This window comes from Chryseobacterium hilariae (genome assembly GCF_051400735.1).
GTDB lineage: Bacteria > Bacteroidota > Bacteroidia > Flavobacteriales > Weeksellaceae > Chryseobacterium.
On the sequence record NZ_JBLFFJ010000008.1, the window covers coordinates 24,260 to 49,257 of the forward strand.

Genomic DNA, 24,998 nt, shown 5'->3' on the forward strand with positions numbered 1-24,998 from the left:
TTTAATTGAAAACAAAACTTTGAGATGCTTTTTATTGCAAAGAGGTCTTTAGTAGGAGAAATACTTTGCATTGATGATATTAGTTTGAATAGTTAAGTCTCTATTGATCTCAAAGTTTTGTATATCATATGTATTAATGAGCTGTTGCCAGAAGTTCTTCCTCCAATTTTTGTTTTTGAAGTCTTCTCTTTTTTCTGCTTGGCATTTTTTCATGTAGGTACTGGAAGATTACATACATTACCGGAATGATGAAAATCCCGAATACTACTCCTGTAAACATTCCTCCTACAGTACTGATACCGATAGAGTGGTTACCTTTCGCAGCAGCTCCCTGTGTCCAAACCAGCGGAAGCATACCGATGATGAAGGCAAATGAGGTCATCAGAATAGGTCTCAAACGTAATCTTGAAGCCTGAAGTGCGGATTCAATCAGCGTTTTTCCTGCTTTTCTTCTCTGGACGGCAAACTCTACAATAAGGATCGCATTTTTCGCTAACAGCCCGACCAGCATGATCAAACCTACCTGAACGTAAATATTATTGTCAATTCCCGCTAATCCCGTGAAAGCAAATACTCCGAAAATCCCTGTAGGGACTGTTAAAATAACAGCGAACGGAAGGATATAACTTTCATACTGGGCAGCCAATAAGAAATACACAAATAGTATACTTAACATGAATACAAATGCGGTCTGGCCACCTGTTTTGATCTCCTCACGGGTAATTCCTGTCCATTCATATCCGAAACCTCTCGGAAGAGATTTCTGAGCCACTTCTTCTACAGCTTTAATGGCATCTCCGGTACTGTAACCGGGTTTTGGAGTTCCGTTAATCGTTACCGCGTTGAAAAGGTTATTTCTTGTCACGGTTTCAGGACCGAAAGTTCTTTTTAAAGTAACCAAAGTCTTTACAGGAACCATTTCACCTAAATTGTTTTTAACGTAAATCCCTTCCAGAGAATTCGCATCTGTACGGTAAGGAATATCCGCCTGGGCCATTACTCTGTAATATTTCCCGAACCTGTTGAAATCCGAAACAAAGCTACTACCGTAATAGATCTGCATGGTTTGCATCAATTCTGTTATAGAAACACCCAGCTGATTGGCTTTGTCAGAATCTACATCTATTGTGTATTGAGGGTTTCCGGCAGCATAAGTTGTAAAGGCGAATGCTATTTCCGGACGTTTCATCAGTTCACCGATAAAGGCCTGAGTGGTTGTTCCCAACTGCTCAAAAGAGCCGTTTGTTTTATCCTGAAGCATAAATTCAAATCCGGAAACGTTACCAAATCCTTGTACTGTTGGGAAATTGAAGAAGAATGCATTGGCATCTTTCACCTGGGCAACCTTTCCTGTCAATGCTGCTGCAATTTGATCCGGATCTTTCATCTCGCCCCGGTCCTTATAATCTTTCAACTTAATGAAGCCTGCAGAATAAGGAGAGGCGTTGGCATTACTGATAAAGTTCATCCCATCGGCTACCCAAAGGTGATTCATGGCTTTTTCAGCATTTACAATTTTATCAATCTGCTCAGTTGCTCTGTTCGTTCTGTCCAGTGAACTTCCCGGAGGAGTATTCACGGCATACAAAACGAATCCTTGATCTTCTGTTGGGATAAACCCTGTCGGAGCTTTATTGATTAAGAAAATACTTGAAGCAATGATAAGTGCAAGACCTCCAACGGCTACCCATTTGTTTTTAATTAAAAACTTAAGGCTGTAGATATATTTTCTGGTCATATTATTGAAGGCTACATTGAATGCATTGAAGAATTTCGCTCCAAAACCTTTTTTATGACCGTGCTCACCATGTTCTCCCTGAGGATCATTTAAGAATAATGCACATAAAGCAGGACTCAATGTTAATGCATTGACTGCTGAAATCATAATCGCAATTACCAAAGTAAAGGCAAACTGTCTGTAGAAAACTCCCGCAGGACCCTGCATGAAACCAACAGGAATAAATACGGCACACATCACCAATGTAATGGAAATAATGGCCCCGGAAATTTCACTCATAGAGTTTGTAGTGGCTTGCTCTACCGGCATTCCTGTTTGTTCCATTTTGGAATGGACGGCTTCTACCACCACAATGGCATCATCCACTACAATACCGATGGCGAGTACCAGTGCGAACAAAGTAAGCATATTGATACTGAATCCAAATAGTTGCAGGAAGAAGAAGGTACCGATAATGGCTACCGGAACTGCAATCGCAGGAATCAATGTAGATCTGAAATCCTGAAGGAAAATATATACTACAATAAATACCAGGATAAATGCAATCACCAAAGTCTCAACCACCTGATGAATAGAGGCGTCAAGGAAATCTTTGGAATTGTACATAATGATCGGCTTTACTCCTTTTGGAAGGGTAGTGGAAAACTGATCAACCTGCTTTTCAATTTCAGTTAGAATTTCATTCGCATTGGAGCCTGCAGTTTGAAGAATAGCGAAACCTGCTACAGGTTTACCATCCACTCTGTTGGCTGCAGTATAGGTATAAGAACCGAATTCTACTCTTGCTACATCTTTTAATCTTAAAAATGAACCGTCATTATTGGCTTTAATGGCAATATTCTCGTAGTCTTCATTTTTGCTTAATTTACCTTTATACTTTAGAATATATTCGTAAGTTTCCTTACTTCCCTGTCCCAGACGTCCTGGTGCAGCTTCAAGGTTATGATCTTTGATAGCCGCCATCACTTCCTGCGGAGAAAGGTTATTGGCTGCTAATCTGTCTGGCTTTAACCATATTCTCATCGAGTAATCCCTCGTTCCGAAAACCTGAGCTTGGGCAACACCCGGAATACGCTGTATCTGCGGAATAATATTGATCTTCAGATAGTTTTGAAGAAACAGCTCGTCATATTGCTTAGGATCATCACTTGACAGTCCCATGAACATAATCATACTGTTCTGTACCTTCTGTGTGGAAATTCCGGCCTGAACTACTTCCTGAGGAAGCTGGCTCATCGCTTTGGATACACGGTTCTGAACATTTACTGCAGCATTATCTGCATCTGAGCCCTGTTTGAAAAATACACTCAGGGTCATGGTACCGTCGTTACTTGAGTTGGAGGTCATGTAGGTCATGTTCTCAACCCCGTTTACTGCTTCTTCAATAGGAACAGCAACGGAGCGGGCTACAACTTCAGCGTTCGCACCCGGATAAAATGCCGTTACCTGAACACTGGGAGGCGCAATATCCGGAAACAGCGTAATCGGCAGGTTGAAAACCGAAAGTGCCCCCAGCAATAGCAGTATAATGGAGATAACCGTTGATAGTACCGGTCTTTCTATAAATTGTTTTAACATAAGAAGTTTATTTTTTTAAGTCTTCTGTATTCGGAATAGATTACAAAGGTTTAGCTCTCAATAAGCTGTCAGATGAAATTGCTTTCGGCTTGATAGAAGCTCCGTCCTTTAAGTTTCCGATTCCGGTGTATACGATTTTCTCACCCGGAGAAAGCCCTTCAGAAATAAAGTAATAGCTTTCGGTTTTTCCTGAGATTTTTACCGGTTTGCTGGTTACTTTGTTATCCTTACCTAAAATATAGACATAGGTTTTGTCCTGAATTTCAAAAGTAGATTCCTGTGGGATTACCACAGCATTGGAAAGCATCTGCGGCATGCGCACTCTTCCTGTATTTCCTGTTCTTAAAGCACCTTTTTCATTAGGGAAAACTGCACGAACGGTAATGGCTCCGGTGGTTTTATCAAACTGCCCGTCTACAATACTCATTTTACCTTTTTCAGGATACGTACTGTTGTCTGCGATCACCAGGTCTACCATTGGCATGTTCTTTAGTTTTTCGTCTAAGCTGGCTCCCGGATATTTATTCTGAAATGCAATGAAATCCAGTTCGCTTAAAGAGAAGTAGGCATAAATTTCACTGATGTCCGATAATAGGGTTAATGGGTTAGGATCTGTTCTTGAGATCAGGCTTCCTTTTTTGTAAGGAATTCTTCCGATATATCCGCTTACAGGTGCTGTAATGGTGGTAAATCCTACATTGATTCTGGCACCTCCTACGGATGCTTTTGCCTGTGATGCGGCTGCTACAGCTGCTGCATAATTTGCTTTTGCGGTTTTCATCTGTACATCTGAGACAACTTTTGCTTCTACCAGTGGCTGAAGCCTGTCAACTTCCACTTTAGCCTTCTGGATATTGGCATTGGCCACCTGTAAATTGGCTTGGGCCATATTCATTTGCTCGCCGTATGCTCTTGAATCTATTTTAAATAAAGGCTGTCCGGCTCTTACGTATGAGCCTTCTTCTACGTAAATTCTGTCCAGGTACCCATCTACCTGAGATCTGATTTCTACGTTATTTTTACCTTCCAGTGCGGTAGGAAATTCCTGATATGTTGTAGCTGGAGAGGTGATCACGGTGTAAACCGGAAGTTCCGGAGCAGGCGGTGCTGCATTGGAACCTTCTGCTGCTTGGGTACAGTTCTGCAAAAGGATAATACTTGATATAAGTACAATAAACCTTATTTTTCCAGGTATTTTCATTGTTGGTTTAATTTTTTTAATGAAGTGTTAGATTTAAGTAATAATGTTCTTTTAAATAAATTCTGTTATTTTTCCTAACGGTGTTAATAGTTAGTTCAAAAAAAATTCCAAAATTTTTAATAAAGGTCAGATCGTCATTTTCATAAAGCTGGCTGTTTTTAATGTTGAATTTTATAGATAAGTGAGGTGTATTAAATGTGTGTTAATTTATCTAACGGTGTTAAGTTTAAAGGAAAAGCTGTCCCGAAATTTGAATGATTGTTCATGGTTAAATTAGTTTTTAAAGTGAATATTTATTGATATTCAATTGTTATATTTCCTAACGGTGTTAATTTTTAGTTCAAAAAAAATTTACAAAGACTTAACGAAAGCAGAAACCGTTTCGTCTAAAGTCGTTTTATTCATTGTAGAAGGAATATCAGTATTCCGCATCATCATAATGGAGATCAGACCGTGCACCGCCGAAAATAAAGCATGTGACATATGGCAGGCATTGTCCGGATTAGATCCGTTCTTCTTAATAATATTGTAGGTACATTCATAGATAAGGTCCTGAAATGACGAAAATTCTTCTTTCATCTGGCCCTTACCGCTGCATTGCATTCCTAAACCGAACATCAGCTGATAGTATTCTTTGTTTTTAAAAGCAAAATTCCAGTATGCATCTACTATGGCAATAAGCTGCTCTTCCGGGGTATCGAATTTTCTCTGTGCCTTTAACAGTTCTATATGAAGACAGTGAAAGCCGTTCAAAGAAATTTCATACAAAATTGCCTCTTTGTTTTCAAAATAATCATATACTACAGGAGCACTGTACTCAATAGCATCTGCAATTTTCCGCATCGAAAGTGATGCCCAGCCCTCTGTTTTAGCCAAACCGAAAGCCGCCTGCAAAATATTTGCACGGATGGATTCTTTCTCTCTTTGACGACGTTCATGTAGGCCCATGATTTTTATTTACTAACAGTGTTAGCAAAACTACAAACTTTTTGACATATCTTCCAAATAATATTTAATAATTAACATTTAACGCAAGTTTATAAATTCCTGAATTGGCTTATATTAAAAGAAACTTTATCTTTGCGGTAAAGAAAATAAAGGATATGAATACTCCCTCTAATATGCTGGCTTTAGGAACCAAGGCTCCGTTTTTCGAGCTTCCGAACCCTTCAAAGACTAATGAGATCCAATCTCTGGAAGAATTGAAAGGTGAAAAAGGAACACTGGTGATCTTTATGTGCAATCATTGCCCGTTTGTTCTTCACGTGATCGACAAGATCAACGAATTGTATGAAGATTATAATGATAAAGGGATTGAATTCATTGCGATCAATGCCAATGATGTAGAAAAATATCCGGCTGATGCTCCGGATAAAATGATAGAATTCCAAATCGAAAGAAATTTTGATTTTCCATATCTGTACGATGAAAGTCAGGCCGTAGCAAAAGCTTACGATGCAGCCTGCACACCGGATTTCTATTTCTTCGATGATAAATTAGACCTTATCTACAGGGGACAGATGGATGATTCAAGACCTGGAAACAATAAAGATGTAACCGGAGAAGATCTGATTATTGCTTTCGAAAATCTTTTGCTGGGTGAACCGCAGGAAGAGATCCAAAGACCGAGTATGGGATGCAATATTAAATGGAAATAATATGATGAATGGTTGAATATTTTTAACCGTCATATATATAAGTATAAGCTGTTCTTTTTTAAGAGCAGCTTTTTTATGTATAAACTTCTGCGGATTTGTGGGAAATATTCTATAAAATATGCTTCGACTCCGCTCAGCATGACATCGCTAAAATAAAACAATTAGTATTAGAACTGTCATGCTGAGTGGAATCGAAGCATTTCGAACTATTTTAAAAACTAGCCTTAACCTTAACCTCATTTTCAACCTTGAAATCTACATTCACCTTATTATGCGAATAATTCTTAATAAACTCCGAAGGTGTCTTTTCGGTATATTTTTTAAACATTCTGTTAAAATAAGTTACATTATTAAATCCACAGCTGTAACTGCACTCTGAAATACTCATATCCTGAGCCATCAGCAGACACGCCTTATTAATACGGTACCGGTTTACAAATTCTGTAAACGTGATCTGGGTAGCTTTTTTGAAAAAATTGCAGAAGGCCGGAAGCGTAAGGTTGGCGAGTTTCGCTACATCTTCAATATTGATTTCCTGATCGTAATTATGTTCAACGTACGTAAAGATGTTTTCCAGCCTTGCTTTATTTTTTGAGATAATGGTATATGGCATAATTTCTTTGTTCAAAAGATCATAATCCTTACATTTTGAAAGCTCAAATAAAATTTCGAGAAGGAGCAGATATCTTTTATAGCCTTCCGATTCCAGCATCAGTTTCAGCTTGGGAAGCATTACTTTTTTGATCTTATGATGAAATTGGATCCCGTATTTAGAAAGTTCCAGCAGATTTTTGATCGATCGGGCTTCTATTTCCTGCTGTGGAAACTGAAGTATTTCCTCCCTGAACTGAAGGACAATTTCTTCATGAGGATCTGTAGAATTTAATCCAAATCCTGAATGCGGAATATTGGAACCTATCAATACCAGGTCACCATTGGTATAATTGCTTTTGTGATAGCCAACATGACGGGTTCCGTTTCCGGAAACAATACATACAAGCTCAATTTCGGGATGGTAATGATATTCCCATTTGAATTCTGAAATCGGCGAATTGTTGTGCAAAGTGCGGAAGGAACTCTTTTCGTCCGGAATTATTCTTTCAAAACTGACTTTCATCTGATTAATCGTAATTATCCAATAAAAATACTAATTATATTAATATAGTTCAAATATTGATTTATTGTGTTAAATTAATGTTAACCGAAATGCTTCTATCTTAGCCGGCAAGAAATGATCTCCATGAAAAATTTCAATATTAAAGCTGTATTATTTTTGAATTATTTTGTTTTCGCAATTCTTTTGAATTCCGTGGGAACAGTTATTCTGCAGGTACAGCAAAATTTCGGAATTTCAAAGTCCTCAGCCAGTATTCTGGAAGGATTTAAGGACCTTCCGATTGCCATATGTTCATTTATTCTGGCATCATTCCTTCCCAAAATAGGGATTAAAAACTCAATGCTCATCGGGCTTTTTCTGGTGAGTTGCATGTGCTTTGTGATGCCCTTTGCCAATGATTTCTGGTTTTTCAAACTGTTGTTTGCTATTGTAGGAGTTTCATTTGCCTTAATAAAAATATCAGTGTTCACTTCCATTGGGCTTGTGACGAATACCGATAAAGAGCATTCGAGTTTTATGGGCTTTCTGGAAGGATTTTTCATGATAGGAGTGCTTGCAGGAAATGTACTTTTCAGTTTATTTATTGATGATCACAATCCGAAATCTACCCAATGGCTGAATGTATATTGGGTGTTGGGAGCACTTTCTGCATTGTCATTTTTATTTTTATTCTTTTCAAAATTAAATGAAAAAGAGGCGAGAAGTGAGAAGACCGATTTGTTGGGAGATCTGAAGAACAGCATAAGTTTATTTAGTTATAAAAAAGTCTTGTTTTTTCTTTTGTGTGCTTTCCTTTTTGTACTGGTAGAGCAAAGTTTTCAGACCTGGACGCCTACTTTTTATAAAGAAATATTAAAGCTTCCCACCTCTATGAGTATCCAGGCCGGAGCTGTTCTAGCCGGAGCTTTTGCACTGGGAAGATTTTTATCCGGATTTTTCTCTAAAAAATTCAGCTGGATCTATGTGGTTTCTTTCTGTGTGATTGGTTTTGCCATCAGTATTGTTTTGGTTCTGCCTTTAACACACAATATTCAGATTGATAAAGGAACAGGTTGGTTTAATGCTCCGCTTGTGGTGTATTTATTTCCTTTAATGGGAGGTTTGCTGGCACCGATTTATCCAAGTATTAATTCTGTGATTCTGGCCTCAATTCCAAAATATTTACACAGTGCCATGTCCGGCCTGATTGTAGTTTTCTCTGCGATAGGAGGTACAATTGGTTCTATGATCACTGGTTTTGTCTTCCAGGAATTCAGCGGACAGCAGGCTTTTTATCTTTCACTGATTCCACTTTCACTGCTGATCATTTCAGCCGTTTTCATGAATAAATTAAAAATAAATCCTAAGAAATAATAATGAATAAACAGCTTTACATAAAGGAAATTCAGGCTCTTTTTGATGATGTACAGAGAGCGCAGATCTTTGAGGACCAGAAGATGATGGCAGATGCCGTTCCGATGTTTCCTGTTTCGGAGATCAATGCAGAATATGAAAAGAAAAAGAATAGTGAAGAATTTGACCTGAAAGATTTTGTAATGGCCAATTTTGATTTTCTGGGAGCGAAAATATCAATCCAGAGCGAAGATCAGCTGCCGATTGAGCAGCACATCGAAAAGCTCTGGGATGAACTGACCCGTACTGCTTACGAAGAGAAAGGAACATTATTGAAGCTTCCGAAGCCGTACATTGTCCCGGGAGGCCGTTTCAATGAATTTTTCTATTGGGACAGCTATTTCATTATGCTGGGTCTTCAGGTTTCCGGGAGAACAGAAATGATGGAAAATATTATAGAGAACTGTTCTTATTTAATTCAAAATGTAGGATTTGTTCCCAATGCGAGCAGAACTCATTTCCTGAGCCGTTCACAGCCTCCATATTTTTCGCTGATGCTGGATTTGCTTTTTGAAACCACAAATGATGAAAAAATTTATACTCAATACCATGATACTTTAGAAAAAGAATATGCTTTCTGGATGAACGGAGAAGAGTGGCTGGACAATGATTCCAGTGTGAAAAGGGTGGCGAAAACGAAGAACGGAGATATTCTGAACCGTTATTATGATGCAGAAAATACACCACGCCCTGAAAGCTATCTTATTGATATTGAAGACAGCGAAAATGCAGGAGCAGAATTTTACAGAAACATAAGAAGTGCCTGCGAATCCGGCTGGGATTTTTCCAGCAGGTGGTTCGCAGACGGAGAACATATACAGACCATAGAAACGCTGAACATTGCCGAAGTAGACCTGAACAGCCTTTTGTGGCATTTGGAGAAAACACTGGCAAAATCTTCATCGCTTCTGAATCTGGCAGATAAAGAAAATTATTTTACTGAAAGAGCAGCAAGACGCAGACAGATAATCAACACCTACTTTTGGGATGAAAACACTGAATGTTATAAAGATTATCACTTAAAAAAACACAAAAACACACCGTCTGAACATATTGCTGCTCTTTACCCTTTATTTTTAGGATTGGCAGACGCTCAGCAGGCAGCATCTGTTGCTGAAAAGATTGCGGAGAAGTTTCTTTATCAGGGAGGCCTTGTAACCACCACAAAAAAAACCGGCCAGCAATGGGATCTTCCGAACGCATGGGCACCATATCAGTGGCTAGGCTTTAAAGCAATGAAAAACTATGGCTTTGATGAGCTGGCTGAGAAAATAAAAAATAACTGGTGCAGGAATGTAGAAAGGGTATACACCAACACCGGAAAATTAATGGAAAAATACAACGCATTAGACACTGAAACAATTGCGGGAGGCGGAGAATACCCGAATCAGGACGGATTCGGATGGACAAACGGGGTCTATCTCAAATTAAAACAAAACTAACTATATAAAAATCATGCTATGAAAAAAAGATCGATATTTTTAATGGCTGCCACCGCTACGCTTTACTTTAATAATGCGTATGCCCAGGAAACCCCTCAGGATTCCATCAAGACGTCATCCATAGATCAGATCGTTATCACCGGAAACTCCGGCCCGAAAAAGAAAATAGAATCCAGTACGGCTATTTCCACTTTTACGGCCAAAGAAATTCAGAAACAGAATCCTATCAGTGCTGCTGCATTACTGCAGAGAGTTCCGGGATTTGCCGTGGAAACGTCAGGTGGTGAAGTAGGAAACAACCTTTTTGCAAGAGGTATTCCTTCTGCAGGAGCTTACGAGTTTGTACAGGTTCAGGAAGACGGACTTGCTGTTTTTGAAGACGGTGCGCTTCAATTTGCCAATGCGGATAACTTTTTCCGTGTGGATAATTCGGTAAGCAGGCTGGAAGCATTAAGAGGAGGTTCAGGTTCAATCTATGCAACCAATTCTCCGGGAGGCTTGATCAACTTTATTACTAAAGAAGGAAGCAATGACTTTAAAGGAACGGCTAAACTGGAAACCAGTACTTATGGACTGATGCGTACGGATATTAACGTAGGCGGTGCTCTGGTTCAGGATAAGCTTTTCTTTAATGTAGGCGGATTCTACAGAACAGATAACGGAATCAGAAAAACAGGCTTTAGAGGTAACAACGGCGGACAGATCAGAATGAACCTTAAATATGTCTTTGATAAAGGCTATGCTAAAGTATATTATAAAAAACTGGACGACAGAAATACGTTTTACCTTCCGATTCCTTTATTACAGGATGGAAACGACCTGAAAGAATTTCCTGGTTTTGATGCCAATTACGGAACCTATAGTTACAGAGCTATCAGCCAGCTAAGTATTCCACAGGCTGGAGGAGGTTTTTTCAAAAGAGATCTTGAAAACGGAATTCACCCGAAAGTAGATGTGGTAGGCGCAGAATTTAAATATGATCTTGGAAATAATTTCAGCGTTCTGAATAAGACAAGATATACCAATATCAATATGGAATATACCGGAATTTTCCCTGCCGGAGCCCCGAAACTGGCTTCTGAATTTGCTCAGGATATGGGAATGTCCAATTATCAATACTCTCTGGTGAGTAGTGGTGCTATTATGAATCCTCAATATATACAGAAATTAGGATTCTGGGCTATTGATAAACAGATGAATAATTTTGTCAATGACCTTCAGCTTAATTATAAATTTGATAAAGGAAATATAACAGCTGGCTTCTACAAATCAAACTGGAAGTCTCACCAATATTGGAACTGGAGCAATATTTTAACGACAGCTTCAGACAGACCACAACTTTTAAATCTGGTTGATTCATCACTTAACCCTTCAGACACAGGATATTCCAAAACTTACAATGGTGTTACGGATATGTCGTTCCTGATCAGAGATTCTCAGATCCAGGGCAGCCTTAATGATCTTTATTTGAACTTAGATTATAATGTTACAGACGCCCTGAGCTTAAATGGAGGAATGCGTTACAGCCGCGACTATTATAAAGGATATGGAGTGAATACAACAACTGCAAATCTGGACAATTCAGGCTTAACTACCGATGGAACTCACGGCTTTGAAACAACAACGGCTGATAATAATATGGCTGTACTGGGTAATAAGTATACCTATTGGTACTATGATATCAACAAGGTTTCCTATACATTGGCTGCAAATTATAAGATCAACAGGGGAAATGCTGTATACGCACGTTTTTCTCATGGTTTCAGATCTCCGAACGAAGAAGCATACTATAATAATATGTCGAATCTTAGCGCAATTAAAGCAGTTGATACCAACCAGTTGGAAGTGGGATACAAATATTATTCGCGTACTTTTGATATCGGAATCATTCCTTTCTATTCTACACTTAAAAACCTTTCATTTACTGATGTATTCTCAGACGGAACTTCAGAAAATAAATTCGCCAACACGACGAACTTTGGGGTAGAAATAGAAGGCTACACAAGACTGTTCAATAATATCCTTGAAGTGACCTTTAACGGAACGATCCAAAATCCGAAATACAAAGATTTCGTAGGAAAAAATGCGGATGGAACTACTTTTGACTATGATGGAAATACCGTAAGAAGGATGCCTAAGTTCTATTTTAATATTTCTCCGGCAGTAAATATTACAAAAGAATGGAGAGCTTACGTAAGCATGAATTATTACGGAAAACGTTTCCAGAACGAAGGAAATACAGATGATAATATTCTGCCTTCATTCACTGAAGTCGGAGCAGGAATGTCCTACCAGTTAGGAAAAATACGTTTTGCAGTAGACGGAACCAATATCTTTAATACGATTGGAATTACCGAAGGAGATCCAAGATCCCAGACTACAGCGGGAACGAATATCAGAATGGCAAGACCAATTATGGGAGCTGCTGCAAGAGCATCTGTTACACTAGATTTCTAAACTTATATTATTTCTTCATAAAAAACCGCCGGGAAATTTTTCTGGCGGTTTTGATTTTTTGTGGGGTAAAATGTCAATGGTGAATTTTGCTTCGCAAGTGAGTGGTGAATTTTAGCAACTTATAAAGTTTCGGGATGTGGGATGATGGTTACGGGATGCGGGTTTCGCGGTTCGAACTAGCAACTGTCAACCAGCAACCAAGCTCTCCACCATATACTCTAAAACTCTTCAACTCGAAAAACTCGCATCTCGAAACTATTTAAAAAACGGATTATACTGTTTCTCAAAACCTATTGTCGTAGGATTACCATGGCCTGAGAAAACCTTTGTTTCATCATCCAGAATAAATAATTTGTTGGTGATGCCGTCGATAAGTTGCTCATAATTCCCTTTGTAAAGATCGGTTCTTCCAATACTTCCTTCAAAAAGAACATCACCAGAGATCATGAATTTTTGGTCTTCATTATGATAAACGACGCTTCCCGGAGAATGTCCCGGAACGTGGTAAATTTTGAATTCTTCTCCGTCCAGGTCAAGCACTTCGCCTTCGTTAATATATTTGATATCTGCTTTCACAGGATCAACAGGGAATCCGAATCTCATTCCGCTGGCCTGAAGCATGTCCAGAACGTCTTGATCTTCTTCATGCATATAAACAGGAACTTTAAAAGTATCAAAAGCCCACTGCAGACCCAGCACGTGATCAATATGAGCATGAGTCAGCAGAATTTTATCGATTTTCAGACCGTTTTCAGAAATAAAACTTTCTATAGTTTTGGTTTCCTGCTCATTCATATTTCCCGGATCAATCAGCCAGGCATTTTTATTTTCGTTGTAAAGTACATAAGTATTTTCGCTGGCAAAATTGAAAACGAAGCCTTGAATTTGAAGCATAACTGATATTTTTTAGTTCAAAAATACGATATTATTAAGAAAATCCCGATTTTTCGTTATCTTCGTCATAATGAAAACTTTGCGAATACTTTTACTTTCTTTGGGAGGAATGGTTTTTGGACAAAACATCCAGAGTATACAATTATTCAACCCTCAGACGAACGATGAAACACCTGTCATAAAGTTCGGCGAACAGCTGGTTTTAAGCTTCGATGACCTTAGTAATGCCAGTGAGATTTACAGGTACACCATCAAGCATTATGACAGAAACTGGAACGATGACAACCTGTTTTTTACAGAGATTGCCAATGGAAGCCTAAACGGTCTTCTGGACCAGTTTCAATATTCTTTTAATACCCTGCAGGCCTATACCCATTACAAGCTTACTTTCCCGAATGATAAGATACAGCCGAAAATATCAGGAAATTTTGAACTGATTGTGTATAAAGATTCAGCTGACAGGCCTCTTTTCAAAAAACGTTTTTATCTGGTAGAAGACGCAGCAACAGTTGCTCTGAATGTTTCAAGAATTGCAGATGCCAAAAAGCCGAATATCAACCAAAGGGTAGAAGTGAAAGCGACGTCAAAAGCAGGAGATCTTTCTTCCAACGTCAATTCCATGACTTTGAATGTGATGCAGAACAACAACCCTAATGAAGTGGTAAATAATTTGAAGCCAAGCGCAACATTAGGAAACCAGCTGCTTTTTCAGCAGATGAGCTTAACATTTCCCGGTAATAACGAATTCTATTATTTTGATAACAAGAATATGAATATGGCAGCGGATATGGTGAGTGCTACAGAATTGAAGGATGGCGTAAACAATACTTATCTGCATCCGGTATGGGCTTTTCCTCTGAACTATCAGTATCAGCCTGATGTAAACGGAGCATGGTTCTATAGAAGAAATGACCTGGGACTGGAAAGAAATGCGGAAAGAGAAGCTGATTATTCGTGGGTATATTTTTCTCTGGATTCTGATCCGGTAGATAAAGAAATTTATGTACTGGGCGGTTTTAATAATTTTAAACCGAGCAAAGAAAACCAAATGCAGTACGATACAGCCAGTAAAAAATATATTGCTAAAATATTCCTGAAACAAGGTTTTTACAATTATATACTTGCTACCAAAGAAAGTAATGGATCTCTCAACTTTGGTGAAATCAACGGTAATTTCTGGCAGACAGAAAATCTTTATCAGGCATTTTTATATTATGCTCCTTTCGGACGTAATTATGATGGATTGATGGGTTATGGAGAATTCAGAACTCCTATCGGGAAATAATTTTTAATGAATACCAACTTTTTTCATAAAATATTCATAGAATATTAAATTTATTGGACTAACATACAATATAGGAAAACCGTCTCGTGAGAGATGGTTTTTTTTTGAATCCCTGATGAATAATTGATTTGAGAGTAAACCGGATGATTTGCAGGATAAGCAGGTATTATGCTTTACATATTGAAAAAATTATTTCATAAAATGTTGAATTATGTAAAAAATATTAGTCTATAATTTTTATAGGGATAAAAATATTTTAAATTAATAATAATGTTTTTAAAAATATTTTAAATTTATAATATGTTTTGTTATCATTTATTGAATTTTATTTATTGATTTGGTTGTTTTTTTGCGTAAAAATTATAAATTCGTTTAACATTAAATAATTTTTATATGAAAACAAAATTTATCTTAGCAGTAAGCGTTGCAGCTTTTTCCTTTACTTTTGGACAGGAAACTCCATCAAAACTAATTCCGGGTAAAAGCGGCCTTCATGCAGAATTCATACGATTCGATAAGAATGGTCCTGCTTTTAAAGGTGAGCCTGTTTTATTTGATGAAGCATCTCAGAGGCTTTCACCGGGGCAATCGCGTAAACTGGGATCAGAAAAAGATCAGCTAGGCTTTGAGACTCACAGATTTCAGCAGACAATCAATGGCATTCCTGTAGAATATGGAATGATGGCTGTTCAGACTAAAGGTGGAAAAATTGTAGGAGAAACCGGAAAGTGGATACTTAAAGAAACTGTTGCTGCGGAAAAGAAAGCAAATGTTTCGGAAAATACTGCATTGCAAAATGCCTTGTCTTTTGTAGGCGCCGATTCTTATAAATGGCAAAACAAAGAAGAAGAGGAATTCATTAAAAAAGAATCTAAAGATATTAATGCAAGTTTTGCCCCAAAAGGAGAATTGGTATACTATTCAGATCCTTCTGATGAGAAGCTGGGAGACGTGAAGCTTGCATACAAATTTGATATCTATGCGGAAAAGCCATTAAGCAGACAATATGTTTTTGTTGACGCTAAGGATGGTAAAGTTTTAGGAACCAATGCACTGATTCATGAAACTAATGCTCCGGGGACAGCTACAACAGCTTATAGTGGAAACAGATCTATTATTGCTGATTCATATAGCGGAAGTTACAGATTAAGAGAAGCCGGAAGAAACGGAGGAACTGCTGTAGAAACATATAACCTCAGAAAAGGAACCAGCTATTCATCAGCCGTAGATTTTACGGATGCGGATAACAACTGGAATAATGTCAACACAAATAAAGATCAATATGCTACCGATGCCCATTGGGGAGCTGAAATGACTTTGGATTATTTATATACGAAATTTGGAAGAAAAAGTATAGATAATAATAATTTTGCCATAAAATCTTATGTTCATTACTCCACGAATTATTTTAATGCGTTTTGGGATGGTTCCAGAATGACTTACGGAGACGGAAGCTCCACAACAAACGGAGGTAAGCCATTAACGGCTCTTGATGTTTGCGGGCACGAGATTACGCATGGCTTAACTACTAAAACAGCAAACCTTGCTTATCAAAGAGAGTCCGGAGCTTTGAATGAAGGGTTTTCTGATATTTTTGGGAATACCATAGAACTTTGGGCAAGACCAACACAGGCAAACTGGAAACTAGGGGAAGATTTCAGCTATGTAATCAGAGATATGGCCAACCCGAATGCTTATAGCCAGCCTGATACCTATAAAGGAACTTACTGGAAGGATGCTAGCAGTACATGTACTCCTCAGGGAAACCCAAATTTACCGGGATATAACGATTATTGCGGTGTACATACCAATTCAGGAGTTCTTAACTTCTGGTACTATTTACTGGTAAGCGGTGGATCGGGAACTAATGATAAAGGCTTTGCCTATAATGTTTCGGGAATAGGGCTGGACAAGGCAGGAGCTATTGCTTACAGAACACTTACCAACTACCTTATTTCTTCTTCTACTTTTGCTAATGCAAGAACGTATTCGCTTCAGGCTGCTGCAGATTTGTATGGAGCAGGAAGTAATGAAGTGACGCAGGTTACCAATGCATGGAATGCTGTAGGTGTTGGCGGAGGAACTTCTGCAGCAGGGAAAATAGCTGCTCCGGATGCTTCACTTTACACCATCAGCCCAAATCCGGCTATCGACAAATTTACTGTTGAGTTTGAAGGAAAAGAAGGAAACGGAATTGTTGAATTAGTGAGCCTTACAGGAAAAAGAGAACTTGCTGAAAAGATCAAGATTACCGACGGTAACAATAAAGTAGATGTTCAGTTACCTTCTAATATACTTTCAGGAGTATATGTAGTAACGGTTAACGGACAAAAAGCAGGAAACCTTATCAAAAAATAAATTTTAATATATTTCTAAAAAAGGCCGCAAAAAAAATATTTTGTGGCCTTTTGCTTTATGTATTGAGAAATTTATACCAGATAAAAGTCATTCAGTTTTTCTTCACAGAGTATCTTTACTACATCAATCCAGCGGTCTTCATCATTCAGGCATGGGATATAGTGGAAATTTTCTCCGCCTCCATGCTGAAACTGTTCCTTACCCTCTACAGAAATTTCTTCCAGGGTCTCCAGACAGTCGGAAACAAAAGCAGGACAGACAATGGCCAGGTTTTTTACTCCTTTTTTAGGAATTGTTTCTAAAGTCTCATCCGTATAAGGCTCTATCCATTTGTCTTTTCCTAATCTCGACTGGAAAGAAACAATTGTTTTTTCTTTAGGAAGCCCTATCTTGGCAATAACAGCTTCTGTCGTTTTATAGCACTGATGGCGGTAACAGAATTGGTGGCTTGGATTGGTATCCCTTGAACAGCAGTCATTAAGATTACAGGTCTTTGTAGGATCTGTCTTATAAATGTGTCTTTCCGGTACGCCATGATAAGAGAACTGCAAAACATCAAAATTTTCAGGAAGTTTTTCCTTAATGCTTTCTGCAAGGCAGTTGATATAGATCTCCCGGTTGTAAAAAGGCTGTACATAATTGATCTTTACTTTTGGGAATTTCTTTTTTCGTACTTCCTCTGCCTTTTCAATCACCGTTTCCGTGGTACTCATCGCATATTGCGGATACAATGGGAACAGAACAATCTCAGAAACTCCCTGATCAACTAACTTTTGAATTCCAGTTTCAATGCTCGGTTCAGCATATCTCATTCCTATTTCCACAGGAACATCAACTACTTTCTGCAGTTTCTTTTGGATTTTTTCAGTAATAACAATTAAAGGTGAGCCCTCATCTGTCCATACTGTTTTATAGGCTTCTGCGGATTTTGCGGGTCTTGTTTTAAGAATAATTCCCTGAACCAGCAGTGCACGGAAGATCCAGCGGTAATCGATGACCTTTTCATCCATTAAAAACTCGTCAAGATATTCCTTTACATCATTTACAGCCGTAGATTTTGGAGAACCAAGATTTACCAGTAAAATTCCTTTTTTATCCAATATTTTTAATTTTAATTATGAAACAGTATTTTCGAAATCTGTTATCAATGTTGATACTTGGGCAAAGATATTATTTTCAATCAAGCCGTTATCGTTAAATTTTCCCTTTATACCTTTTATTAAAAGCTGATGCTGATCTTCTGTTTTAGCTCCGAGTGTTTTCAGAATCATTAGTAATTCTTCATGCCCTTTTTCTCCGTTGGCAGATGCTGTTAGTACTGCAACCGGTTTTTCAGAAAAAACAGTGGTAGAAACACACCATTCCAATAAATTTTTCAACCTGCTCGGGATACTGAAAATATATTCCGGAGTAGAAAATAAGACACCTGCCGAATTTTCAATTTCTTTTCTGATATTCAAGACTTCTTGTGGTGTACCCGTATCAGTGAATGAAGTATCAAAATGCGGAAGAGCAGACAGATCATCATATATGCGGAAGCCAGTATCCGGATGTTTTTCCAGAACCTGTTCTATTAATTTCCGATTGCTGGAATTTTTTGTGGCACTTCCAATAATGACCAGGATCTTCTTTTCGGGAACCATTTTAAAATCAGTTATCCGTTTACAGCTTCTACTTTTTCCACCAGGTCAGGAACGAATTGTTTTAAAATATTCTCAATTCCGTTTTTCAAGGTAGCGGTAGAGCTCGGGCATCCTGAACAAGCTCCCTGTAACAGCATTTTGGCTGTTTTAGTTTCCTGATCATATTCCATCAGGGAAATTTTTCCGCCGTCATTTTCCACTGCAGGAGCTACATATTCATTTAATATGTCTGAAATTTTCTGCTCGTCATCCGTATAATCTCTGTTGATGATCTTTTCAACAGGGTTTTCATGTTTCTGAGGCTCAAGATTTGAAATTTCTCCTCCACTCTGAAGATATTCAGCAATAAAACCGCGTACAGCCATCATCACCTGATGCCATTCCACAGAATCATCTCTTGTTACAGCCACAAAGTTATCAGAAATAAAAATTTCTTTGGCAAAATCAAATTCCTTAAAGATAGCCTGGGCCAAAGGAACACCCTCTGATTTTTCTCTAGATTTTACTTCCACAAAACCTTCCATAAGCAGCTTATTGGAAACAAACTTCATAGCACTAGGGTTAGGCGTCATTTCCGCATAGATCTGATACATTTCCTTTCTTTTCTGAAGGTAAATTCTGGGATTAGCCAATAATTCATCCTCAATGACATTTTTCAGGCTGTCAGCCACATGTTCCCATTCTACAGTGTCCTGCTTCGCTATAGCTACAAAATTAGCTGTAATGAAAATTCTTTCCACAAAAGGATAGTTGAAAAGTTCCTGAGCTAAAGGAATTTCTGAAATATCTGAACTTCTGTCCAACTCTAAAGAGCCCGGGATCAGGTTATAATCCGCGACAAATTTCATCACTTTCGGGTTTTCAGTTGGTTCTATAAGTATCGTACGCATTTTTTCGTTAAATTTGAGATACAAAAATACGCAATTAGAAATTAGAAGTTAGAGATTAGAAATTAGATTTTTGCTATCACGGTTATTTAAAATTAGAAGACAGAGAATAGAAGCAGCCGTTTTAGAATTATTATTTTCGAATTGACTCATTTTCAAATTATCAAATTAAAATTATGGCAATTGTAAAAGAACTTTTAGGGAAAACTCCTCAGATAGGAGAGGGTACATTTTTGGCAGAAACCGCAACCATTATCGGTGATGTTACCATGGGTAAGGACTGCAGTATCTGGTATAATGCGGTGATCAGAGGAGATGTACATTACATCAGAATGGGCGATAAAGTAAATGTTCAGGACAATGCCATGCTGCACTGTACCTATCAGAAACACCCTTTAAATATTGGAAACAACGTTTCCATCGGACATAATGCGATCGTACATGGATGTACGATCAAAGATAACGTACTGATCGGCATGGGAGCTATCGTAATGGATGACTGCCTGGTAGAAGAAAATTCTATCGTAGGAGCAGGTTCTGTAGTGACACAGGGAACCCATATTAAATCAGGAGAAGTCTGGGGTGGTGTTCCTGCAAAGAAAATTAAAGATATTTCTGCCCAGTTATTGGAAGGAGAAGTCAACAGAATTGCTGATAATTATGTGAAGTATTCTTCATGGTATAAGGAGAATCTTAGTTAATATTTGAGTTGTTGGTTAACAGTTGCTGGTTAGAACTGCGATTTCCGCATGCCGCAACTTTATTACTTGCTAAAATTCACTTGGGAAAAATCTCATGTCTGAAATTTAAAATCTTGATTCTTGGCTCTTGCATTTTAGTTCTCAAATCTTGAGTCAAACCCTACAAATAAACAAAAGCTCCATCGTATGATAGAGCTTTTTTCAATCCTTAATAAACTCCTGAATGAGTTTGTATGTTGATTTTTCAACAGGATATATAACCTTTGCTTTGATTTTTTTCTTATTGCTCCGCTGTTATAAGCTGGGCTTTTCCATTGATGCATTTAACAGATGTTGGCGGCATTATCATCATGCAGTCAGACGTGATATTGTATTTTTCATTGAAGGCTTTTACCTTTTCGGTATATTCCTCAATTCTTGGAAGAATGGTTGTCTCTATTTTTTTAGGATAAGCAATGTATTGCTGAGGTCCGCCACAGGCCTTAGCTCCCATTGGGGCAAACGTCCATTCCGAAGCAGCCGTACATTTTTCTTTGGATGTTTCAGATTCAATAGATGCTTTTAATCTATCCAGCTGAGCCTGTTCATATTTTTGGCTGTCTTCGTCAGCAGGTCTTTCAGAAATATCTTTAGGCAGATTGGTATTGGCATTTTTGGATGTATTGCACGAAACCAAGGTAAATGTAGCGCATAATATTAATAGTGGAGTATAAATGAAACTTTTTTTCATCATAATTTATTTTCTGTTAAAGAATTTTCAAAAGTTATGCCAAGGTAAGAAAATCAAATTCATTTCCGTAATTTTGAAGCACAATGAACAATCATTTTTTTGACTTAATAGAGCACACAAACAGAAGCGTTTTTCTTACAGGAAAAGCAGGGACAGGTAAAACGACCTTCCTCAATGATTTTGTAAAAAAAACGAGGAAAAAGTATATAGTGGTTGCTCCTACCGGAATTGCAGCAATTAATGCAGGAGGAGTTACCATCCATTCTATGTTTGGACTGCCTTTAAGGACTTTTTTACCCACCACAGACCGTATTGATGGAAGCATGGCAAATAATATTGCCGACCTGATGCCTCATTTCAAATACAGAAAAGATAAGCTTAAACTTTTAAGAGAAGTGGAGGTGCTTATTATAGATGAGGTTTCCATGCTGAGAGCCGATGTTCTTGATATGATGGATTTTTCGCTGAGATTTATCAGAAGAAACAGCCAAAGATTCGGTGGGGTGCAGATGCTGTTCATTGGAGATCTTTACCAGCTTCCGCCGGTGGTGAGAGATGAGCATATTTTAAAGATCTGCTATCAGTCACCATTCTTTTTCGACAGTCATGCCATTAAAGATATTCCGCTTCTGACCATTGAACTGACTAAGGTTTACAGACAGTCGGATGAAAAGTTCCTGGATATTCTGAACGCGATCCGTGACGGTGATGTTGCCAATATCAATTTTGAGGAGCTTAATAAAAGATATGATCCTGATTTTAAGGCAGGAACTGAATCTTACGTTTATCTGTGTTCACACAATAAGATGGCAGATGAGATCAACCAGGAAAAATTGGAAGAAATTGATCTGACGGTTAAAACTTATGAAGCCAAATTATTTGGAGATTTCAAGGAAAACCAGTTTCCAAACGATCAGTTTCTAGAATTGAAAGTCGGGGCACAGGTGATGTTTATCAGGAATGATATTACCGGTGAGAAAAAATATTTCAATGGAAAGCTGGGTGAAATTTCTGCTTTAGATGATAATGAGATCAAAGTCGTTCTTGATGGCAGTGAAAGAGAAATTACCGTGAAAAGAGAAGTCTGGGAACAGAAAAAATATTTCCTGGATACCGAAAAAAACATCAAAGAAGAAGTTTTAGGAAGCTTCGAACAGTTTCCGATAAAGCTGGCGTGGGCGGTTACCATCCATAAAAGCCAGGGATTAACGTTTGATAATGTCATCATTGATGCCGGAAAAAGCTTTACAGCCGGACAGGTTTATGTTGCGCTTTCGAGATGCCGTACATTGGAAGGGATTGTTTTAAAATCTAAAATTACTCCTGAAGTTATTTTTAAAGACAACAGAATTCTGCAGTTTCAGGGAAGTACCCTTGCCAATGATAATGTAGAAGCCATTCTGAACCGTGAAAAATATGATTACAGCATCAAAAAAGTACTCCGTACGGTAAACTGCCTGTGGTTTCTGCACGAAGTGGAGGAGTGGAATAAACTGTCCATTACCACAAAAAGTATTGATCACGTAAAAACAAACCAGCTGTATCTTCAGCTGAAACACGAAATTGTCAATCTAGGAAAGATCTTCGAAAAACTGGAAAGGGTAATTTCCCAGAAGGTTAATAATTTTATTGAAAATAAAGAAGAATGGTCCGACATTGAAAGCAAAACCAAAGGTGCAGTTAACTTCTTTTTCACAGAAATCAGAGATAAAGTATTCAACCCGCTGAAGGAATTCTATGCTGAAATTAAAGGAGCAAAAGGTCTGAAGCAGTATAATGAGGAATTCAGAAACTGGCTGGAAGATACTGAAGAATACCTGAACAGCCTGAAAGAGATCCATCTTCTGGAAACGAAGCTTTTAGATGAAAAAAATGATAAAGAAATCAATTTAAAGATTGCAAAAGTTCCTTCGCAGGTTCTGACCTTCCAATTATTTGAACAGGGAAAAACCATTGGTGAAATTGCTATGGAAAGAGGCCTGGTAAAAGAAACTGTGATTGGCCATTTAGCAAAATTTGCAGAGCAGGGCTTGCTGGATATTTCAAGAGTAATCACTTCGGATAAGATCAAAGCGTTTGAAAAAGCATTCTACGAAAATCCTCATGAAACCTTAACGGAATGGAAGAATTCTCTTCCGAATGATTTTGAGTTTAATGAGATCAGGATTTTAATTAATCATTATAATTTTAAGAAAGAGAAGAATAAGTAAATTCACTAATGAACTGTTGCGAAATTATGGAACAATTTCGTAGGTCGTGTTTTCATTATTTCCAAATATCTGATTCTGAATATGTCTTGCGAGCTGTATGGTTTGTTCAATATTCGTATTTGTTTTAATTATTAGATAAGGAATACCATTATTAGTTACTTCTGTATATGTGTAGTTGTTTCTTATAGCAAAGCTTTTAATCTTTTCAAAATAAGGAAGTTGGGTTCTTTCTGTTGCTTCAAATTCTATATTGAAATTGCTACCCTCTTTTTTAAAATAGAGGCAATCACTACCATTTGAGTAGATTCCGATAAAATCAAATTCAGTTTTATCTTGATTTAATAGGATAAGTTGTTTATGTAAACCACTCATTTGTATTTTCTTGACAATTTTTACACTAATGGGAACTACCTTTAAACTATTCAAAATTGACTTAAAAATATTCATATATACTATTGCAGATTGATTATAAACTGTATTGTTTATCAAATGTAATGAATAAAGAAATAATTTTTAGATCCTTGTAGTAAAAACTAATAGAATAATTATTAAATTCCAATAGTTTTTTCCTGAACTAGCTAATCCATCCTATCAATTACAAAAAGTAACTAATGCGATTTATTAGGTTTAAATTTGTCTGGTTTTAAACCTAAAATTTAAAATATGAAAAATTTTGAAATATCGGTGCTTGATCTTGCTCCCGTAAAGCAGGGTAAAAGTATTCATGATACTTTTCAGGACAGTTTGTCTTTAGCGAACCATACTGAAAACTTAAATTATAAAAGATTCTGGCTGGCTGAGCATCATAATATGGAAAGTATTGCGAGTTCTGCCACTACAGTTCTGATCGGCTTTATTGCCAACGGAACAAAAACAATTAGAGTAGGATCCGGCGGAATCATGCTTCCCAACCACAGTTCGTTAATCATTGCAGAACAGTTCGGCACCCTGGAATCTCTTTTTCCGGGAAGGATAGATCTCGGGCTGGGAAGAGCTCCGGGCACCGATGGTCTTACTGCCCAGGCTTTGGGAAGAAATCCAGCGATTATCAACCAGCAGTTTCCGAGACAGATCTTAGAGCTACAGACATATTTTTCGAAAAATAATTCTGATGCCTTAGTTCGTGCGATTCCCGGTGAAGGTCTCGATATTCCGCTTTATATCTTGGGATCCAGTACAGACAGTGCGTGGCTGGCTGCGGAACTTGGACTTCCGTATGCTTTTGCAGGACATTTTGCTCCTGAGCAAATGGAAATGGCTTTTAAGATTTACAGAGAACATTTTCAACCTTCGGAACAGTTAGATAAACCTTACGTGATGGCATGCGTCAATGGAGTGGCAGCAGAAACGTCTGAAGAAGCGCATAAAATTTCCACAACTTTATTCCAGGCATTTATCAATATTATCAGAAACGACAGGAAACCTTTTGCACCACCTGTAGATGATATGGATGGCATCTGGTCACCCATGGAGAAATCAATGGTGCTTCAGAAGTTAAAATATACATTGATAGGAGATCAGGCAGAAATTGAAGAAAAGCTGAAAGATTTTCAGGAAAAATTTAATGTAGATGAATTAATTATCAATTCACATATCTATGATCACCAGAAGAGATTGAGATCTTATGAAATTTTCAGAGAGGCGGTAAACTCTTTATCCAAAGCCTAACAAACCCTTCATATTAATTGGCAGATGCTTATTTTTATA

The 24,998-nt window shown here is 37.8% G+C and carries 19 protein-coding genes; 9 read left to right on the plus strand and 10 right to left on the minus strand.

The features are described from left to right. Positions 1-133: 133 nt before the first annotated feature. The 3 genes from ACMGDK_RS18925 to ACMGDK_RS18935 all read right to left on the minus strand — a co-directional run bounded on the left by ACMGDK_RS18925 (position 134) and on the right by ACMGDK_RS18935 (position 5,465). The gene (locus tag ACMGDK_RS18925) at positions 134-3,316 is read right to left on the minus strand and encodes an efflux RND transporter permease subunit (RefSeq protein ID WP_436809372.1); all 3,183 of its coding nucleotides are present in this window, start codon (positions 3,314-3,316) and stop codon (positions 134-136) included. A 40-nt stretch (positions 3,317-3,356) separates the two neighbouring features. Beyond that, complete coding sequence (locus ACMGDK_RS18930) at positions 3,357-4,517, minus strand: efflux RND transporter periplasmic adaptor subunit (RefSeq protein ID WP_436809373.1); 1,161 nt, start codon at positions 4,515-4,517, stop codon at positions 3,357-3,359. A gap of 351 nt (positions 4,518-4,868) precedes the next feature. After that, entirely contained in the window at positions 4,869-5,465 is a 597-nt protein-coding gene (locus ACMGDK_RS18935; protein ID WP_111960491.1) for a TetR/AcrR family transcriptional regulator, read from the minus strand. Positions 5,466-5,620: 155 nt separating this feature from the next. On the opposite strand from ACMGDK_RS18935, the gene ACMGDK_RS18940 reads away from it, so the two are divergent. Further along, positions 5,621-6,175 carry a thioredoxin family protein gene (locus ACMGDK_RS18940; protein ID WP_436809374.1) on the plus strand — a complete coding sequence of 185 codons (555 nt, stop codon included), beginning with the start codon at positions 5,621-5,623 and terminating at the stop codon, positions 6,173-6,175. A gap of 211 nt (positions 6,176-6,386) precedes the next feature. Here ACMGDK_RS18940 and ACMGDK_RS18945 read toward each other — a convergent pair whose 3' ends face one another. After that, positions 6,387-7,292 carry an AraC family transcriptional regulator gene (locus tag ACMGDK_RS18945; protein ID WP_436809375.1) on the minus strand — a complete coding sequence of 302 codons (906 nt, stop codon included), beginning with the start codon at positions 7,290-7,292 and terminating at the stop codon, positions 6,387-6,389. Between the two features lie 123 nt (positions 7,293-7,415). Here ACMGDK_RS18945 and ACMGDK_RS18950 point away from each other — a divergent pair, with 123 nt between their 5' ends. The 3 genes from ACMGDK_RS18950 to ACMGDK_RS18960 are packed head-to-tail and all read left to right on the plus strand — an operon-like array spanning position 7,416 to position 12,583. Continuing rightward, positions 7,416-8,645, plus strand: coding sequence for an MFS transporter (locus tag ACMGDK_RS18950; RefSeq protein ID WP_436809376.1), 1,230 nt, complete (start codon positions 7,416-7,418; stop codon positions 8,643-8,645). A gap of 2 nt (positions 8,646-8,647) precedes the next feature. After that, positions 8,648-10,126 (plus strand): trehalase family glycosidase, encoded by a 1,479-nt coding sequence (locus ACMGDK_RS18955; RefSeq protein WP_436809377.1) that lies wholly within the window; start codon positions 8,648-8,650, stop codon positions 10,124-10,126. Between the two features lie 18 nt (positions 10,127-10,144). Continuing rightward, positions 10,145-12,583, plus strand: coding sequence for a TonB-dependent receptor (locus ACMGDK_RS18960; RefSeq protein WP_436809378.1), 2,439 nt, complete (start codon positions 10,145-10,147; stop codon positions 12,581-12,583). Positions 12,584-12,838: 255 nt separating this feature from the next. On the opposite strand, the gene ACMGDK_RS18965 is transcribed toward ACMGDK_RS18960, so the two are convergent. Then, entirely contained in the window at positions 12,839-13,477 is a 639-nt protein-coding gene (locus tag ACMGDK_RS18965) for an MBL fold metallo-hydrolase (RefSeq protein WP_436809379.1), read from the minus strand. A gap of 70 nt (positions 13,478-13,547) precedes the next feature. On the opposite strand from ACMGDK_RS18965, the gene ACMGDK_RS18970 reads away from it, so the two are divergent. Both ACMGDK_RS18970 and ACMGDK_RS18975 read left to right on the plus strand, forming a co-directional pair. Further along, a complete protein-coding gene (locus ACMGDK_RS18970; protein WP_436809380.1) occupies positions 13,548-14,762 on the plus strand; it encodes a type IX secretion system plug protein in 1,215 nt (404 codons plus the stop codon). Positions 14,763-15,155: 393 nt separating this feature from the next. Continuing rightward, positions 15,156-17,120 carry a M4 family metallopeptidase gene (locus ACMGDK_RS18975; RefSeq protein ID WP_436809381.1) on the plus strand — a complete coding sequence of 655 codons (1,965 nt, stop codon included), beginning with the start codon at positions 15,156-15,158 and terminating at the stop codon, positions 17,118-17,120. 71 nt (positions 17,121-17,191) lie between these two features. Here the strand turns inward: ACMGDK_RS18975 and hemH are convergent, their stop codons facing one another. From hemH to ACMGDK_RS18990, 3 genes are read right to left on the minus strand one after another with little or no spacing between them, the layout of a single operon-like run. Then, positions 17,192-18,220 carry a ferrochelatase gene (gene hemH, locus ACMGDK_RS18980; protein WP_436809382.1) on the minus strand — a complete coding sequence of 343 codons (1,029 nt, stop codon included), beginning with the start codon at positions 18,218-18,220 and terminating at the stop codon, positions 17,192-17,194. Positions 18,221-18,235: 15 nt separating this feature from the next. Continuing rightward, positions 18,236-18,763, minus strand: coding sequence for an NADPH-dependent FMN reductase (locus tag ACMGDK_RS18985; protein WP_436809383.1), 528 nt, complete (start codon positions 18,761-18,763; stop codon positions 18,236-18,238). An 11-nt stretch (positions 18,764-18,774) separates the two neighbouring features. Further along, entirely contained in the window at positions 18,775-19,653 is an 879-nt protein-coding gene (locus ACMGDK_RS18990) for a NifU family protein (RefSeq protein ID WP_436809384.1), read from the minus strand. A 173-nt stretch (positions 19,654-19,826) separates the two neighbouring features. Here ACMGDK_RS18990 and ACMGDK_RS18995 point away from each other — a divergent pair, with 173 nt between their 5' ends. Then, positions 19,827-20,351, plus strand: a complete 525-nt coding sequence (locus ACMGDK_RS18995) for a gamma carbonic anhydrase family protein (protein ID WP_436809385.1) — start codon at positions 19,827-19,829, stop codon at positions 20,349-20,351. A 280-nt stretch (positions 20,352-20,631) separates the two neighbouring features. Here ACMGDK_RS18995 and ACMGDK_RS19000 read toward each other — a convergent pair whose 3' ends face one another. After that, positions 20,632-21,084 (minus strand): hypothetical protein, encoded by a 453-nt coding sequence (locus tag ACMGDK_RS19000; protein WP_436809386.1) that lies wholly within the window; start codon positions 21,082-21,084, stop codon positions 20,632-20,634. 80 nt (positions 21,085-21,164) lie between these two features. Here ACMGDK_RS19000 and ACMGDK_RS19005 point away from each other — a divergent pair, with 80 nt between their 5' ends. Continuing rightward, the gene (locus ACMGDK_RS19005; protein WP_436809387.1) at positions 21,165-23,291 is read left to right on the plus strand and encodes a helix-turn-helix domain-containing protein; all 2,127 of its coding nucleotides are present in this window, start codon (positions 21,165-21,167) and stop codon (positions 23,289-23,291) included. A 24-nt stretch (positions 23,292-23,315) separates the two neighbouring features. Here the strand turns inward: ACMGDK_RS19005 and ACMGDK_RS19010 are convergent, their stop codons facing one another. Further along, a complete protein-coding gene (locus ACMGDK_RS19010) occupies positions 23,316-23,663 on the minus strand; it encodes a hypothetical protein (protein ID WP_436809388.1) in 348 nt (115 codons plus the stop codon). 291 nt (positions 23,664-23,954) lie between these two features. Between ACMGDK_RS19010 and ACMGDK_RS19015 the strand changes: the two genes are divergently transcribed. Continuing rightward, complete coding sequence (locus tag ACMGDK_RS19015; RefSeq protein ID WP_436809389.1) at positions 23,955-24,959, plus strand: LLM class flavin-dependent oxidoreductase; 1,005 nt, start codon at positions 23,955-23,957, stop codon at positions 24,957-24,959. Positions 24,960-24,998 lie beyond the last annotated feature (39 nt).

Bases quoted from the DNA above. Each gene is read 5' to 3' on its own strand.
- ACMGDK_RS18925 (WP_436809372.1), bottom strand. From the start codon at position 3,316: ATGTTAAAACAATTTATAGAAAGACCGGTACTATCAACGGTTATCTCC.
- ACMGDK_RS18930 (WP_436809373.1), bottom strand. From the start codon at position 4,517: ATGAAAATACCTGGAAAAATAAGGTTTATTGTACTTATATCAAGTATT.
- ACMGDK_RS18935 (WP_111960491.1), bottom strand. From the start codon at position 5,465: ATGGGCCTACATGAACGTCGTCAAAGAGAGAAAGAATCCATCCGTGCA.
- ACMGDK_RS18940 (WP_436809374.1), top strand. From the start codon at position 5,621: ATGAATACTCCCTCTAATATGCTGGCTTTAGGAACCAAGGCTCCGTTT.
- ACMGDK_RS18945 (WP_436809375.1), bottom strand. From the start codon at position 7,292: ATGAAAGTCAGTTTTGAAAGAATAATTCCGGACGAAAAGAGTTCCTTC.
- ACMGDK_RS18950 (WP_436809376.1), top strand. From the start codon at position 7,416: ATGAAAAATTTCAATATTAAAGCTGTATTATTTTTGAATTATTTTGTT.
- ACMGDK_RS18955 (WP_436809377.1), top strand. From the start codon at position 8,648: ATGAATAAACAGCTTTACATAAAGGAAATTCAGGCTCTTTTTGATGAT.
- ACMGDK_RS18960 (WP_436809378.1), top strand. From the start codon at position 10,145: ATGAAAAAAAGATCGATATTTTTAATGGCTGCCACCGCTACGCTTTAC.
- ACMGDK_RS18965 (WP_436809379.1), bottom strand. From the start codon at position 13,477: ATGCTTCAAATTCAAGGCTTCGTTTTCAATTTTGCCAGCGAAAATACT.
- ACMGDK_RS18970 (WP_436809380.1), top strand. From the start codon at position 13,548: ATGAAAACTTTGCGAATACTTTTACTTTCTTTGGGAGGAATGGTTTTT.
- ACMGDK_RS18975 (WP_436809381.1), top strand. From the start codon at position 15,156: ATGAAAACAAAATTTATCTTAGCAGTAAGCGTTGCAGCTTTTTCCTTT.
- ACMGDK_RS18985 (WP_436809383.1), bottom strand. From the start codon at position 18,763: ATGGTTCCCGAAAAGAAGATCCTGGTCATTATTGGAAGTGCCACAAAA.
- ACMGDK_RS18990 (WP_436809384.1), bottom strand. From the start codon at position 19,653: ATGCGTACGATACTTATAGAACCAACTGAAAACCCGAAAGTGATGAAA.
- ACMGDK_RS18995 (WP_436809385.1), top strand. From the start codon at position 19,827: ATGGCAATTGTAAAAGAACTTTTAGGGAAAACTCCTCAGATAGGAGAG.
- ACMGDK_RS19000 (WP_436809386.1), bottom strand. From the start codon at position 21,084: ATGATGAAAAAAAGTTTCATTTATACTCCACTATTAATATTATGCGCT.
- ACMGDK_RS19005 (WP_436809387.1), top strand. From the start codon at position 21,165: ATGAACAATCATTTTTTTGACTTAATAGAGCACACAAACAGAAGCGTT.
- ACMGDK_RS19010 (WP_436809388.1), bottom strand. From the start codon at position 23,663: ATGAGTGGTTTACATAAACAACTTATCCTATTAAATCAAGATAAAACT.
- ACMGDK_RS19015 (WP_436809389.1), top strand. From the start codon at position 23,955: ATGAAAAATTTTGAAATATCGGTGCTTGATCTTGCTCCCGTAAAGCAG.